Genomic DNA, 13,953 nt, shown 5'->3' on the forward strand with positions numbered 1-13,953 from the left:
TTGTCATGAGCGTCGAAGGCGACAAAAAGCAGCTTCTTCATCTGGTGTTTGGCGGCGAGCTGAAAAAGCTCGGTACCGTTGAATTCCGTGATCTTGAAAACCTCGATATCGTTGGCATCTACCCGGATTACGAATCGGCCAAGACCGCGTGGAAGTCCAAGGCCCAGCAAACGGTAGATAATGCCCACATGCGCTACTTCATCGTGCACCTGCATCGGTTGCTCGATCCCGAAGGTGTGACATTGAAGGCGGATTGAGCAGCGGCCCATACCGGATGCACAGTGAAAACAGCTCAGGTCAGGCAACCGGACGGAAAAAACAGGGATTCGCGAAGCGCTTATGGCGGCGCATTCGCGGACCGCTGGCGCAGTCTGCCGTGGTCAGATCTGTGCTTGTGTGGCTGATCACCGCATACTTCAAATTCGTCTATCTCACCAATTCGCGCCTGAAGGAATCTGCCGATCCGCAAGCACTCGTCGGCAAGGACGATCCATTCATCGTGACTTTCTGGCATGGGCAGCATCTTATGGGGCCGTTCATCTGTCCCCGGGGAATCGAATTGGTTGCCATGTTTTCGCGCAGCGCGGATGCGGAGCTGAATGCGCGTGTGGCGGAGAAGCTCGGATTGGTGACGGTGCGCGGGTCTGGCGGTCGCGGTTCTCGCTCAAAACCTGAAAAGGGCGGGGCACGGGCACTTCTGACGCTGAAGAATGCTCTCAAGAAAGGGCAATCGGCGTCAATGATAGCGGATATTGCTCACGGGAAGCCGCGTGAGGCAGGAGAAGGTATCATTTTGTTGGCGAAATTATCCGGCCGTCCGATAATACCGGTTGCTTATGCCTTCTCCCGGAACCATGTTTTGGAAAAGTCGTGGGATAAAACGGCGATTCCGCTGCCCTTCGGGCGTTCGATTATCGTGCGCGGCGACAATGTATGGGTCGACGCGGATGCCGATGAAACGCAACTGGAAGAAAAACGCATGGAGCTAACGCGCCAACTCAACGACGCGACCGCCAAGGCCTATGCAGCGTTGGAGAAAGCGAAATGAGCGAACGCTGGGCGCGCAATATGTTGTCTGCCTACCGCGTACTCGGCTCCGCGGCCTATCCTCTCATGGGGCCTTACATTGCCTACCGCGCTTCTCGCGGCAAGGAAGAACGCATGCGTCGTGGCGAGCGCTACGGCAAATCCATTATCGCGCGTCCCCAGGGGCCAGTCATCTGGGCTCATGCGGCGAGCGTCGGAGAAACAGTTGCAATCACACCGTTGATTGAGCGGATAGCTGCAACGGGTATTCATATCGTTCTGACAACCGGCACGGTGACGTCGGCGAAAGTTGTTGCGGAACAATTGGGTAACAAGGTTATCCACCAATATGCACCGCTGGACCTGCAGCCTGCGGTCAACAGGTTTCTCAACCACTGGAAGCCTGATCTTGCGATTGGTTGTGAATCCGAAGTCTGGCCGGCAACAGTCCTTTCACTAGGCAGCCGCCATACGCCGCAGGTTCTGGTCAACGGGCGCATGTCTGATCGCTCTTTTGCCGCCTGGCAGAAAAGACCGGCCCTGGCAGAAGCGCTCTTTGAAAATTTTGCCTATGTGGTCGCACAATCGGAACTCGACGCAGATCGCTTCCGGGCGCTGGGTGCACGGCCGGTAAGCGTTTCAGGAAATCTGAAGGTGGATACGAATCCACCACCAGCCGATCTGCAGGCGCTAGCTGCATTGCAACGCCAGATCGCCGGACGGCGGACATGGTCTGCCATTTCGACCCATGATGGTGAAGAAGCGATTGCCGCCGAAGTCCACCAGATGCTGAAAGTCCGTTATCCGCATCTTGTCACGATCATCGTGCCGCGCCATCCGGATCGCGCTCCCACCATTGAAGCCATGCTTGCTGAAAAAGGCCTGAAGGTTGCACGCAGGAGCGCCGGTGAGCCGATTGAAGCCGACACGGATATCCTTCTGGGTGACACGATCGGGGAGATGGGGCTTTATCTCCAGCTCACGGAGATTGCATTCATTGGCAACTCCCTGACCAAGGAAGGCGGGCATAATCCGCTGGAACCAGCAATGATGGGGACCGCCGTACTGACAGGGCGGAATGTCCAGAACTTCCGGGAATCCTTCCAGCGTCTCATCAAGAATGGCGGTGCGCGCATTGTGAAGGATCGCAACATGCTGGCAGGGGCGATCAACTTCCTGTTCAACAATCCCCAGCATCTGCGTGGCATGATCAATGCCGGTGTGAATACGGTGAAAGACATGCGCGGTGCGCTGGACCGGACGCTCGTAGCACTTGAGCCTTTCATCCAGCCATTGATCCTGCAGGCACAATTGCCCGGCAATCGCAATGAGGTTGCATATCAGTCGGGCGGACACTGACCATGGCGAGTGAGGCGCCGCCTTTCTGGTGGGAAAAGCCTGATTGGCGTGCGATGTCTCTGGCGCCTGCTGCCCTGCTTTACGGAGCGGTGGCCGGGCGTCGGCTTTTGAAGGCGGATCCGCCGCGAATTTCCCTGCCCGTACTTTGCATTGGCAATTTCACGGTGGGGGGAGCTGGAAAAACCCCGACCGCCATCGCCTTTGCCAATGGCGCAAAAGCGCGGGGTTTGCGCCCCGGTATCGTCTCGCGGGGATATGGTGGCGCTTACAGGGGATTGCACGTTGTCGATGCCGCACATGACAGTGCGCGCTACGTTGGGGACGAGCCGCTGCTATTAGCGCGCCATGCCCCGGTAGCTCTCTGTCCTGATCGACTGAAGGGAGCGCGACATCTGCAGACGCTCGGCTGCGATTTCATCATCATGGATGACGGTTTTCAGAGCGCGCGGCTTTTTGCCGATTTTTCGCTGCTGGTGGTGGATGCGGCACGCGGCATTGGAAATGGGAAAGTCATACCGGCAGGCCCGTTGCGGGCTCCGCTGACCGACCAGATGCGCAAGACCGATGCCTTGCTGCGCATTGGCAAGGGCGACGGCGCCGACTTCGTGATCCGTCAGGCAGCGCGAGCGGGCCGACCCATATATGAAGCGCGTCTTGAGCCCTCGTCTACAGCACCGGTCGCGGGTAATCGCTGGCTTGCATTTGCCGGTATCGGCAACCCTGAAAAATTCTATGCAAGTGTTGCTGAAGCAGGAGGTGAGATTGTGGAAACGCGCTCGTTTCCTGATCATCACAGTTTCGAAGCGGATGATATCCGCAACCTGACAGATGCTGCCCGCCGCCAAGGCCTGGGTCTGATCACCACGGCGAAGGATCAGGTGCGCCTGGCAACGATGGTTGGAGTCCCCGCCGGATTTCTGGAAAAACTTGCTGTCCTCGACGTCGACCTTAAATTTGATCGCAAGGATGCGCTCGGCCGAATTCTGGATACGGTCACAGAGCGCTTCAAAAGCCGCGTGACGAGCTAGTTTAAGCCTTCCTGCGGCTGCGCAGCTCGGGATTGACTTCCAACTCCCGTTCAAAAGAAATCAGCCCCGTTGCATAAGGCTCCTGCCGGGCTACGCTCCAATATTTCAGTTCATCGAGCGGGATGTGAGCGCCGGTCACTGCACATGCCACATAGGCACCATGCCGGACGATCTCGTAGTCACCGTCGAGATAGCGCAGAACAGCTTCGGAGGAACGGGGCGATTCAAATTTATTCATGTGTCTAAAACCTTTGTAACGGACTCTAGCAAGCGTCGCGCGTTGCGTCCAGCAGTACCGCATTTTGCTCTGTCGTAATTCTGTCAGCGCCTGCCGAAAAGCCGTTCGATGTCAGTCAGCTTCAGTTCGATATAGGTCGGACGACCGTGGTTGCAGGTGCCTGAGCCGGGAGTGGATTCCATTTCACGCAGAAGCGCATTCATTTCTTCAGGCTTCAACCGCCGTCCAGAGCGCACGGAACCATGACAGGCCATCGTCGCCGCCACATGGTTCAACATTGCTTTCAGCCCATCGGAAGTGTCGTGCTCCGCAATCTCGTCCGACAGATCGCGGATCAATTGCTGCACATTCATTTCTCCGAGCATGGCTGGCGTTTCACGCACGACGATAGCGCCCGGCCCGAATTGCTCGATCCCGAGGCCGAAGCGAGCAAGCGTTTCCGCGTGTGTTGCCAGCCGTTCGGCGTCCTCCTCCGGAAGGTCGACGATTTCAGGAATAAGCAACATCTGTCCCGGTATCGGGCGGGAATGCAATGCGTTTTTCAAGGCTTCGTAAACAAGGCGTTCGTGTGCAGCGTGCTGGTCCACGATGACGAGACTGTCTTCCGTCTGTGACACGATGTAGTTGGCGTGGATTTGTGCGCGGGCTGCTCCCAGTGGTTTCTGCTGTAGTTCCGCTGGCGCTTCGTGAACTGTTGCACGGGCATCCGCCGCGAGCACATTGACGGCTGCAAGCGTCGCCTGCTCGCTCTCCTGAAAAGATGGCGAGGTTGCGAAATCGAGTGGCCTATGGGCTGGATGCGCAGTCTGCGGAGACCATTCCGTCCGCGGGGCGGGAGGTGCAGGACGCCAGCCGCCGGAGGCGTAACCTGTAGAGGAAGAACGCGAGGCAAAGGAGGACGGCGAGGGCTGCAACCCTTCGGCGCGGAAGGCTTGCAGCATGGCATCGGCGCCGCTCGTCGCGGGCCTTATGCCCGATTGCGCCAGTGCCTGCTTGATCGCGCCGACGATCAGCCCGCGCACAAGACCCGGATCCCGGAAACGCACGTCGGCCTTGGCAGGATGCACGTTGACGTCGACCAGCGCGGGATCCAGCGTCAGGAACAATACGGCAACCGGATGGCGATCCCGCGCCATCACGTCTGCATAGGCTCCGCGCAATGCACCGAAAAGCTGCTTGTCACGCACCGGGCGACCGTTCACATAGGCGAACTGATGCAAGGCATTGCCGCGATTATGAGAGGGAATGCCGACGAAACCCGCCAGCCGCACACCGTCGCGCTCGGCATCTATGGCCAGCGCATTTTCGCCGAACTCTTTTCCCAATACCTGATTGATGCGCTCAAGCGTTGCTTCGGCGCCGCTGCCCGTTGCCGCAAGCTCCAGCGGCGTCCTGTCGCTGCCTGCAAGGGAAAAGCGGATATGCGGAAAGGCAATCGCGATGCGTTTGATGACATCGGTTATGGCGGAAGCTTCCGCGCGGTCAGTCTTCATGAATTTGAGGCGGGCCGGCGTCGCATAAAAAAGGTCACGCACCTCCGCTATCGTTCCGCGATTGAGCGCTGAGGGGCGGGGCCCGTCCAGATGCCCGCCGGAAACAGAAACTTCGAAGCCGGAGTCGGCGTCTTGCGGACGGGATTTGAGCACCAGCTTGGCCACCGAGCCGATTGATGGAAGGGCCTCGCCACGAAATCCCAGAGCACGGATGTCGTGCACATCGTCTGAAAGCTTGGAGGTGCAGTGGCGGGAAACTGCCAAGGGAAGTTCGTCAACGGGAATGCCGGACCCATTGTCCGTTACCCGCAACAAGGTCTTGCCGCCGCCCCCCGTTACGACCTCGATGCGGGTCGCTCCGGCGTCGATGGCGTTTTCGACAAGTTCCTTGATGACGCTGGCGGGGCGCTCGATGACTTCACCCGCCGCGATCTGGTTGATGATGGTTTCGCTTAAGTGTCGAATGGGCATGGGCGGACTATAAAAGGATTCGCTTCCGTAAAGAACACGCTTCTATCGCCCGCCAAGACTCGCCTATGCGCATTGGGAGGAATTGCCAAAATCCGCCTGCCAGCGTCATCCCGATAGTCAGCTTATTCTTTTGCGTAATCCTTGTGTGCGGGCAGGTTCAAATCCTTGAGGCTATCCGCATTGATAACTGCACGGGCCACGGCTTCTGCCATCACGGTTGCTGCAATCGCGCCTATTGCCGTTACGTCGGCCTCCACCCCCTTCGCCTTGCCTGTGGAAAGAGCGAAGATCGTGTCACCGTCCCACATCGTATGGATCGGGTTGATCGTGCGCGCAAAGCCGTCATGCGCCATGCCGGCGATCTTCTTAAGCTGCGCTTTGTCGAACGGGACATTGGTCGCTATCGCGCCGATCGTTGTGTTCGCGCCACCCGATTTAACCACGCCGTAACCCTGCATGATGGCTGACATCGTATCACGGAATCCCTTGCCGTCCTCGGTACGCGCGCCGGCCAGTATCCGGCGTGAGTTAGGGGCATAGACGTCACCGACAGCATTGACGGCAACAATGGCGCCGACCACGATTTCGGTGCCAGGGACCTTGTAACTCGCCGTGCCAAGCCCGCCCTTCATGGCATAGTCCATGCCGAACATCTTGCCGACAGTTGCTCCTGCACCCGCGCCGATATTGCCTTCGCCCGATGGTTCCGCCTTGGCTGCCTTGCAGGCAAGATAGCCGTCTTCCTCTCCGGGGCGGACAGAAAAATCGCCAACACCAAGGTCCATCAGGATTGCCGCCGGTACAATCGGAACAACGCCCTTGCCAATCTTGAAACCGAGATTGTTCTCTTCGAGATATCGCATCACCCCGGTGGCGGCCGCCAGACCATAGGCGCTGCCGCCGGATAGTAGGATAGCCTGAACCTGCTGCACATAATTGATCGGATCGAGCAGATCGGTTTCCCGCGTACCGGGTGCGGAACCGCGCACATCAACCCCGGCAGAAGCGCCTTCCTCGCAAAGCAGAACCGTGCATCCGGTCGGGCGCTTTGTCAGCGTATGATGACCCAGCTTAATTCCGGGCACATCCGTAATACTTCCACCCATGAGTTCCAGCACGCTTTCTCCTCCCTTGTTGGCAGCGGACGCTACATTGACGACAAGGGGCATTGCTCCAAGTCCTGCAAGCGACATGGCAAATCTTCTGCGATCCATGAACAGTTTTCTCCTCCATTTTCACTCTGTGGTGAGTGCATATTCTTTAGCGTGCCGAGCGTCGCGGACATCGTTCTTATGGTTGCTATGCGATGTTTCACATAGTTTTGGGCCGCGGATAAAGGCGAATTCGCTGGCGGAATTTTTCACTTTGCCTGCAAATCTGTCACTCCCGGATTGCGATGAGCGAAGATTTATCACCCAAATCCTTATCGGTAACTGAAACTTGTCTGCAAAAGGCTTCCCATTTGGTCATAACCGTGTTACCAGCCGGTGCCAATTCAACCTAGCAAATCAGACTCGTCGCTGCTCCCGGACCTATTCCGGAGAGGCGGCTTTTCTCATTCGATAAAACCGGCAAAGGAATTGGCAATGGCTAAAATCGTGGAATCGCCCACTGGCGCGCTCGCTCTCACATTCGACGATGTGCTGCTTCAGCCGGGCCATTCCGAAGTAATGCCGGGGCAGGTCGATCTGCGCACGCGCATCGCCAAGGACATCGAGCTTAATCTTCCTCTTCTTTCGGCGGCCATGGACACCGTAACGGAGTCCCGTCTGGCCATCGCAATGGCACAGGCCGGGGGCATCGGGGTCATCCACCGCAATCTGACGCCGGAGCGTCAGGCGGAGGAAGTCCGCCAGGTGAAGAAATTCGAGTCCGGCATGGTTGTGAACCCGGTTACCATCGGACCGGACGCCACTCTGGCCGATGCGCAGGCATTGATGAAGGCGCACGGAATTTCCGGCATTCCGGTTGTCGAGAATGCAGCCAAGGGGCCCGGACGTCTTGTTGGCATCCTGACCAATCGCGATGTGCGTTTTGCTTCCGATCCGAAGCAGAAAATCCACGAACTGATGACCCGCGAAAACCTGATTACGGTCCGTGAGAATGTCAATCAGGACGAAGCAAAGCGCCTCCTGCACGCACATCGCATTGAAAAGCTTCTTGTCGTCGACGATCAGGGACGTTGCGTCGGTCTGGTGACGGTCAAGGATATCGAAAAGTCGCAGCTCAATCCCAACGCCGCGAAGGATGCGCAAGGTCGCCTGCGCGCCGCTGCTGCAACAAGCGTCGGTGAAGACGGATACGAACGCGCCGAGCGCCTGATCGAAGCGGGTGTTGATCTTCTGGTCGTCGACACGGCACATGGCCATTCACAGCGCGTTCTGGATGCTGTGGCGCGCATCAAGAAAGCCTATCCCAATGTCGCAATTCTTGCAGGCAATGTGGCAACCACTGCCGGTACCAAGGCGCTGATCGATGCCGGAGCGGATGCGGTCAAGGTTGGTATCGGGCCGGGCTCCATCTGCACCACTCGCATCGTTGCGGGCGTCGGCGTTCCGCAGCTTTCAGCCATAATGTCAGCGGTCGAGGCGGCGCAGAAGCAAAATATCCCGGTGATCGCAGACGGTGGCATCAAGTTCTCCGGTGATTTTGCCAAGGCTCTGGCCGCCGGAGCAGTCGCCGCGATGGCAGGCTCGCTGCTGGCCGGTACCGAGGAAAGCCCCGGGGAAGTCTATCTGCATCAGGGCCGCTCGTTTAAAGCCTATCGCGGCATGGGCTCGGTCGGAGCCATGGCGCGTGGTTCGGCTGATCGTTATTTCCAGGCGGAAGTGCGCGATGAGCTGAAACTCGTACCGGAAGGTATCGAAGGACAGGTTGCCTACAAGGGTCCGATTTCCGCGGTTCTTCACCAGCTTGCTGGTGGACTGCGCGCTTCCATGGGTTATGTGGGGGCGAAGACGCTGGAAGAATTCCGCGAAAAGGCAACCTTTGTGCGCATTTCCAATGCCGGTTTGAGGGAAAGCCATTCGCATGGTGTTGCGATTACCCGGGAGAGCCCGAACTATCCTGGCGGTATGTAATATCATTTCGCATAGGTAAAAGGAAAAGGCGGCTCGGTTGCGCCGCCTTTTTCATTTTTCAGTTCGTCACTGTCTTCAGCTTCTTGATCTCGGCTCTGATTTCGTCAAACGGCCCAACTTTATGCGTTTGAACGGGCAGGTCGTCGGCATAAGGGCCGTAGCTAGCGTCTACCGGCTTTTCCAACCGGTTCGGGAAGTCTTTATCCAGGTCCGCTTTCGCCGGACGCGGCTTGGACTGGAAGAAAGCAGCGATGTCCCAGGCGTCTTCCGGCTCCAGCTGTGGTTCCTCCAGCGATACGCCGTTCGGCATGTTGGCGTGAATGAAATTCGCGGCTGAGATCAGCCTGTTCATGCCTGCGCCATCGTTGAAGCTATCCGGGCCCCAAAGCGGTGGAAATTCATAGCCCTTTGCATCGCCCACGACGCCAACACGCTTGCCCTGGCCATCCGCTCCATGACAGGCGGCGCAAGTTTCGGCGTAGAGTTTCTCGCCATGTACCGGATCCGCCGCGCGCTTCAATTCAGGCATTTTTCCGGAGCCGCGCCCCTTCGTGTTTTCACCGACAATCGTGCCAGCGGATACATATTTGATGTATGCGACCATCGCCTTCATCTCGGCAGAGTCGATAGGGAGCGCTTTGCCGTTCAGGCTTCGGGTCATGCAGCCATTGACGCGATCCTCAATCGTGCCCACTTGCCCTTCACGGGAACGATATTGTGGGAAGTCCCCGTAGACGCCAACCAGTGGCAATCCATACTTCTTGGTTCCTGCTTCCAGATGGCAGCTCTGGCAGGAAAGATTGTTGCCTGCAAAACGTTTGGTTTCATCGGCTACTTCCGGGCCTATATGCGCATAAGTCGCAATAATCAGATCACGGCCTTCGCGCACAACGCGTCCCCACGCGTCATCAGGCAATGTATCTGGATCCGGTATGTTCCAGGCTGCTTCTTCAGTCTCTGCGGCTTTTACGGGCGCGCTTTGCGTGTTTGCAGCAGTCGCCGCTTTCTGCGGCGCAGTCGCCGTACTCTTGGCGACACTATTGCTGGTACGTGGCGGTGCAGACGATCGCGAACTGCCGCTCGTCGCCGCGAAATATCCCAGGCTAAGGCAAAAGACCACGCCATAGGCCGTCAAATCAGACCACCTCATCATCCCCTCCAGGCAATACGTTTCAGAATCAAAACGTTTGGTGGCTAGGCTTCGAAGCTTAATGCAGCCTTAAGAGTGCAAAGGTCTTACGAGCCGAGGGTGATGAGATCGTCCGGGTTCACTTTCAATTTTTGTGCGCTTTCGACGATACAGTCGGCGAGGGCGTTGAAATCCTCTCGACGCATGCTCTGCCGCCGCCAGAAGAGGGCAATCTCCCGCTTCGGCTGTTCGCCGTCAAACGGGACAATACGCATATGATTGCTGCGTGCTTCGGCGCGCACCGCGATTTCTGGGATGAGTGTAAGGCCCATGCCATGGCTCACCATTTGCAAAAGGGTGGTCATGCTGGTGGCGCCATATTTTACCAGCTGGCGCTGCGACGGTAGCGAGCAAACGGCAAGCGCCTGATCCCGCATGCAATGTCCTTCCTCCAACAGGAGCAGACGATCGAGAGCGACATTGTCCTGTGTCATCGGCGAAGCGAGAACAGTTTGATCGTTGGTGGAGGTCGCGATCAGAAAGCGATCATCGAAGAGCTTCCTTTGGGTAAGTCGCTCGTCGTCAATTGGAAGAGCGGCAACAATCGCATCGATATCGCCTGCATGCAGTTCATCCAGTAGTCTGGCAGTCACGCTTTCTCGTAATTGAAGGCGGAACGACGGATGTCGTTCGCGCAGAAGCGGAATCAGAACCGGGACCAAATAGGGGGCCACTGTGGGAATTATGCCCAGCCGCAACCGTGTCTGCAGAAGCCCCCGGCTCTGCGCTGCTATTTCCTCAAGGGAGTGGAGCTCGCGCAAAACCGTCTGAATGCCCGGATAAAGTTGCTTGCCGAGCTCTGTCATTATCACTTGCCGCTGCGAGCGTTCGAAGAGCGGCGCACCTGCAAGCGCTTCCATTTCCGCTATCTGAGCCGAAAGGGCCGGTTGCGACACGTGGGCCAGTTCGGCCGCCTTGCGAAAATGCAGTGTGGTGGCGAGCGCATCGAAATAGCGCATCTGACGTACTGTAAACATGATAGGAAAAACTTATCGGAAATAATCGGAAAAGCAATTGGAGATTATGATTGGAGTAGGTCTAATCTACGCCCGTTCACTAGCCCCGGTGTGACGCGGACAAGCCGTGTCATGCTTCTCGGACGCTGGTCGTATTCCAATATTGGCTTTTCAGGAGGGAATTCCCATGGCAGATCGCCCGATAATGACGACGAGCGCAGGTGCTCCGATACCGGACAACCAGAATTCCCTGAGCGCAGGCGAGCGCGGCCCGCTTTTGATGCAGGATTACCAGCTCATTGAAAAACTGAGCCATCAAAATCGCGAACGTATCCCGGAACGTGCGGTCCATGCCAAGGGTTGGGGTGCTTATGGTACACTGACCATCACCGGCGACATTTCAAAATATACCAAGGCCAAGGCTCTCCAACCGGGTGCTCAGACGCCGATGCTGGCGCGTTTTTCCACCGTTGCCGGCGAACTTGGAGCCGCCGACGCTGAGCGCGACGTGCGCGGCTTTGCCCTGAAGTTCTACACCGAGGAAGGCAACTGGGATCTCGTCGGCAACAACACGCCTGTGTTTTTCGTGCGCGATCCGGTCAAGTTCCCGGATTTCATTCATACCCAGAAGCGTCATCCCAAGACGAACCTGCGTTCAGCGACAGCCATGTGGGACTTCTGGTCGCTCTCACCGGAAAGCCTGCATCAGGTAACGATCCTGATGTCGGATCGCGGCTTGCCTACGGACGTCCGTCACATCAACGGATACGGCTCTCACACCTATTCGTTCTGGAACGATGCCGGTGAGCGCTATTGGGTCAAGTTCCATTTCAAGACCATGCAGGGCCACAGGCACTGGACTAATGCGGAAGCCGAGACCGTGATTGGCCGCACGCGTGAATCTACACAGGAAGACCTCTTCACTTCCATTGATAAGGGCGATTATCCGAAGTGGAAGGTTCAGGTGCAGATCATGCCGGAACTCGATGCCGACAAAACGCCTTACAACCCGTTCGACCTCACCAAGGTCTGGCCGCATGCCGACTATCCGCCGATCGACATCGGCATCATGGAGTTGAACCGCAATCCGGAAAACTATTTCACCGAGATTGAGAACGCAGCGTTCTCGCCGTCGAATATCGTGCCGGGCATTGGCTACTCGCCTGACAAGATGCTTCAGGCTCGTATCTTCTCCTATGCGGATGCTCATCGCCACCGGCTGGGCACGCATTACGAAAGCATTCCGGTCAACCAGCCGAAATGCCGCGTCCATCATTATCACCGCGACGGTCAGATGAATGTCTATGGCGGCATCAAGACCGGCAATCCGGACGCTTATTACGAGCCGAATTCCTTCAACGGGCCGGTCGAGCAGCCAGCTGCCAAGGAGCCGCCGCTGCGTATTTCCGGCGATGCCGCCCGTTACGACCACCGTGTCGGCAATGACGACTATTCGCAGCCACGTGCTCTGTTCAATCTGTTCGATGACGGTCAGAAGCAGCGCCTGTTCTCCAACATTGCTGCGGCAATGGCGGGAGTGCCAGGGTTCATCGTTGAGCGCCAGCTTGGTCACTTCAAGCTGGTCCATCCCGATTATGAAGCCGGGGAGCGCAAAGCGCTTAAGGATGCTCATGGCTATGAAGCCAACACGATTGCCTTGAGCGAAGAGGCAACAGCGGCAGAATAAGCTGGCATTGTAAGCTTGAAAAAGCCGGAGCTCGCCGCTTCGGCTTTTTTTGTTTTGATTTGCCGATTGCCTTTTCCCTGCAAGGAAGGCTATGCCCGAGCAGGCATTCGAGAAGGAGACACAATGCGGCTTGGCGGACGCCTGCAGGCAGCTATCGAGGTATTGGATCAGATCGAAGCGGGCACGCGCCCGGCTTCTGATGTGCTGAAGGATTGGGGCGCTACCCATCGTTTCGCAGGCGCAGGCGATCGCGCTGTGATCGGCAATATCGTCTATGACGCACTGCGCCGCAAACTGTCCATTGCGTGGCGAATGGATGCTGATGACGCGCGCGCGCTCGCATTCGGCGCTTTGCTGGCCGATGGTGGCATGGATATCGCGGGCATCGATACGGTCCTCGACGGCGACAAGTTCGCGCCTGAAACGCTGGAACAGCCGCGCCGTATTGCCTGGGAAAGCCGGGATATTGCCGAAGCGCCCTCGCACGTTCAAGCAGACATACCGGAATGGTGTGCCTCTTCGCTTGAGGAGCTTTTTGGTGCGCGCTGGATGGACGAGGGCAGGGCACTGGCAACGCGGCCACCCGTCGATCTGCGCGTAAACAGTTTGAAGGCCAAGCCTGAGCAAACGCTTGCGGCCTTGGAAAAAGCCGGCGCTGCGCCGGCGCCGTTCCTTGCACAAGCCTTGCGCATACCGCCGATCGAAGCGCTTGGTCGCCATCCGAATGTACAGGGTGAGCAGGCTTTTCTCGATGGCTGGTTCGAGGTGCAGGACCTCGGATCACAGCTTGCCGCGCTTTTTGCCGGTGCGAAACCCGGTCAGCAGGTACTGGATTACTGTGCCGGGGCCGGGGGCAAGACTTTGGCTCTGGCGGCTGCGATGCAAAACAGCGGTCAAATTCACGCCTACGATGCCGAACGTGCGCGGCTTTCACCCATGCATGAACGACTGCAGCGTGCAGGGGTTCGCAATACACAGGTGCATGGAAGTCTCGACGCGCTCGACCCGCTCACGGGGCAGATGGATCTGGTGCTGACCGATGCGCCCTGCACCGGTTCCGGCACATGGCGCCGCCGTCCCGATGCAAAATGGCGGCTGAACGAGCAGCAGCTTGAGCGGCGCGTTCAGGATCAGAGGGAAGTGCTGGAATCGGCCAAGCACTATGTGAAGCAGGGTGGGCGGCTTGCTTATGTCACCTGCTCGCTCTTTGCTGAAGAAAATACCCGGCAAGTGGCGCGGTTTCTTCGCGATAATGCTGATTTTACGGAAGTCGCCCCGCAGCCCTTGTGGGACGCAGTTGTTGCAGATGCCGGTGACATCAAGCCGGTATTCCCCGAGTACGGCGCGGTATTTTCGCCATTGTCTACTGACACTGACGGTTTTTATGTGAGCATTCTGCAAAGGTCGAACTAGAGCATTCCCGGCA

12 protein-coding genes are annotated in these 13,953 nt (G+C 57.6%); 7 read left to right on the forward strand and 5 right to left on the reverse strand.

Annotated features, from left to right (window positions below):
* Positions 1-5 precede the first annotated feature (5 nt).
* Genes ACOWVS_RS01135 through lpxK form a run of 4 tightly spaced genes read left to right on the forward strand, consistent with a single transcriptional unit; the run spans position 6 to position 3,413 of the window.
* Entirely contained in the window at positions 6-257 is a 252-nt protein-coding gene (locus ACOWVS_RS01135) for a DUF4170 domain-containing protein (protein WP_006472753.1), read from the forward strand.
* A 17-nt stretch (positions 258-274) separates the two neighbouring features.
* The gene (locus ACOWVS_RS01140) at positions 275-1,048 is read left to right on the forward strand and encodes a lysophospholipid acyltransferase family protein (RefSeq protein ID WP_006472754.1); all 774 of its coding nucleotides are present in this window, start codon (positions 275-277) and stop codon (positions 1,046-1,048) included.
* On the forward strand, positions 1,045-2,385 hold the full coding sequence (gene waaA / locus ACOWVS_RS01145) for a lipid IV(A) 3-deoxy-D-manno-octulosonic acid transferase (RefSeq protein WP_006468514.1): 1,341 nt from the start codon (positions 1,045-1,047) through the stop codon (positions 2,383-2,385). Before ACOWVS_RS01140 ends, waaA begins: the two co-directional genes overlap by 4 nt.
* 2 nt (positions 2,386-2,387) lie before the next feature.
* Positions 2,388-3,413, forward strand: a complete 1,026-nt coding sequence (gene lpxK / locus ACOWVS_RS01150; RefSeq protein WP_006468515.1) for a tetraacyldisaccharide 4'-kinase — start codon at positions 2,388-2,390, stop codon at positions 3,411-3,413.
* Between the two features lies 1 nt (position 3,414).
* On the opposite strand, the gene ACOWVS_RS01155 is transcribed toward lpxK, so the two are convergent.
* From ACOWVS_RS01155 to ACOWVS_RS01165, 3 genes are all read right to left on the reverse strand, one after another.
* On the reverse strand, positions 3,415-3,651 hold the full coding sequence (locus ACOWVS_RS01155; RefSeq protein ID WP_006472755.1) for a DUF2093 domain-containing protein: 237 nt from the start codon (positions 3,649-3,651) through the stop codon (positions 3,415-3,417).
* A gap of 83 nt (positions 3,652-3,734) precedes the next feature.
* Positions 3,735-5,615 (reverse strand): DNA mismatch repair endonuclease MutL, encoded by a 1,881-nt coding sequence (mutL, locus tag ACOWVS_RS01160; RefSeq protein WP_006468517.1) that lies wholly within the window; start codon positions 5,613-5,615, stop codon positions 3,735-3,737.
* A gap of 122 nt (positions 5,616-5,737) precedes the next feature.
* Positions 5,738-6,829: a P1 family peptidase gene (locus tag ACOWVS_RS01165; protein ID WP_006468518.1), complete on the reverse strand. Its 1,092-nt coding sequence runs from the start codon at positions 6,827-6,829 to the stop codon at positions 5,738-5,740.
* Positions 6,830-7,201: 372 nt separating this feature from the next.
* Between ACOWVS_RS01165 and guaB the strand changes: the two genes are divergently transcribed.
* Positions 7,202-8,695, forward strand: coding sequence for an IMP dehydrogenase (gene guaB / locus ACOWVS_RS01170; RefSeq protein ID WP_006472756.1), 1,494 nt, complete (start codon positions 7,202-7,204; stop codon positions 8,693-8,695).
* A 58-nt stretch (positions 8,696-8,753) separates the two neighbouring features.
* Here the strand turns inward: guaB and ACOWVS_RS01175 are convergent, their stop codons facing one another.
* A complete protein-coding gene (locus tag ACOWVS_RS01175; RefSeq protein ID WP_006472757.1) occupies positions 8,754-9,845 on the reverse strand; it encodes a c-type cytochrome in 1,092 nt (363 codons plus the stop codon).
* An 86-nt stretch (positions 9,846-9,931) separates the two neighbouring features.
* Complete coding sequence (locus ACOWVS_RS01180) at positions 9,932-10,861, reverse strand: hydrogen peroxide-inducible genes activator (RefSeq protein WP_006468522.1); 930 nt, start codon at positions 10,859-10,861, stop codon at positions 9,932-9,934.
* A 166-nt stretch (positions 10,862-11,027) separates the two neighbouring features.
* On the opposite strand from ACOWVS_RS01180, the gene katA reads away from it, so the two are divergent.
* Together katA and ACOWVS_RS01190 are read left to right on the forward strand one after the other, a co-directional pair.
* The gene (gene katA / locus ACOWVS_RS01185) at positions 11,028-12,527 is read left to right on the forward strand and encodes a catalase KatA (protein ID WP_075041571.1); all 1,500 of its coding nucleotides are present in this window, start codon (positions 11,028-11,030) and stop codon (positions 12,525-12,527) included.
* A 123-nt stretch (positions 12,528-12,650) separates the two neighbouring features.
* Positions 12,651-13,940 (forward strand): RsmB/NOP family class I SAM-dependent RNA methyltransferase, encoded by a 1,290-nt coding sequence (locus ACOWVS_RS01190; protein ID WP_075041570.1) that lies wholly within the window; start codon positions 12,651-12,653, stop codon positions 13,938-13,940.
* Positions 13,941-13,953: the final 13 nt, after the last annotated feature.

This window comes from Brucella sp. IR068, assembly GCF_049065885.1.
Classification (GTDB): Bacteria; Pseudomonadota; Alphaproteobacteria; order Rhizobiales; family Rhizobiaceae; genus Brucella; species Brucella intermedia.

Coding starts and splice junctions, on each gene's coding strand:
- ACOWVS_RS01135 (WP_006472753.1), top strand. CDS start 6: ATGAGCGTCGAAGGCGACAAAAAGCAGCTTCTTCATCTGGTGTTTGGC.
- ACOWVS_RS01140 (WP_006472754.1), top strand. CDS start 275: ATGCACAGTGAAAACAGCTCAGGTCAGGCAACCGGACGGAAAAAACAG.
- waaA (WP_006468514.1), top strand. CDS start 1,045: ATGAGCGAACGCTGGGCGCGCAATATGTTGTCTGCCTACCGCGTACTC.
- lpxK (WP_006468515.1), top strand. CDS start 2,388: ATGGCGAGTGAGGCGCCGCCTTTCTGGTGGGAAAAGCCTGATTGGCGT.
- ACOWVS_RS01155 (WP_006472755.1), bottom strand. CDS start 3,651: ATGAATAAATTTGAATCGCCCCGTTCCTCCGAAGCTGTTCTGCGCTAT.
- mutL (WP_006468517.1), bottom strand. CDS start 5,615: ATGCCCATTCGACACTTAAGCGAAACCATCATCAACCAGATCGCGGCG.
- ACOWVS_RS01165 (WP_006468518.1), bottom strand. CDS start 6,829: ATGGATCGCAGAAGATTTGCCATGTCGCTTGCAGGACTTGGAGCAATG.
- guaB (WP_006472756.1), top strand. CDS start 7,202: ATGGCTAAAATCGTGGAATCGCCCACTGGCGCGCTCGCTCTCACATTC.
- ACOWVS_RS01175 (WP_006472757.1), bottom strand. CDS start 9,845: ATGAGGTGGTCTGATTTGACGGCCTATGGCGTGGTCTTTTGCCTTAGC.
- ACOWVS_RS01180 (WP_006468522.1), bottom strand. CDS start 10,861: ATGTTTACAGTACGTCAGATGCGCTATTTCGATGCGCTCGCCACCACA.
- katA (WP_075041571.1), top strand. CDS start 11,028: ATGGCAGATCGCCCGATAATGACGACGAGCGCAGGTGCTCCGATACCG.
- ACOWVS_RS01190 (WP_075041570.1), top strand. CDS start 12,651: ATGCGGCTTGGCGGACGCCTGCAGGCAGCTATCGAGGTATTGGATCAG.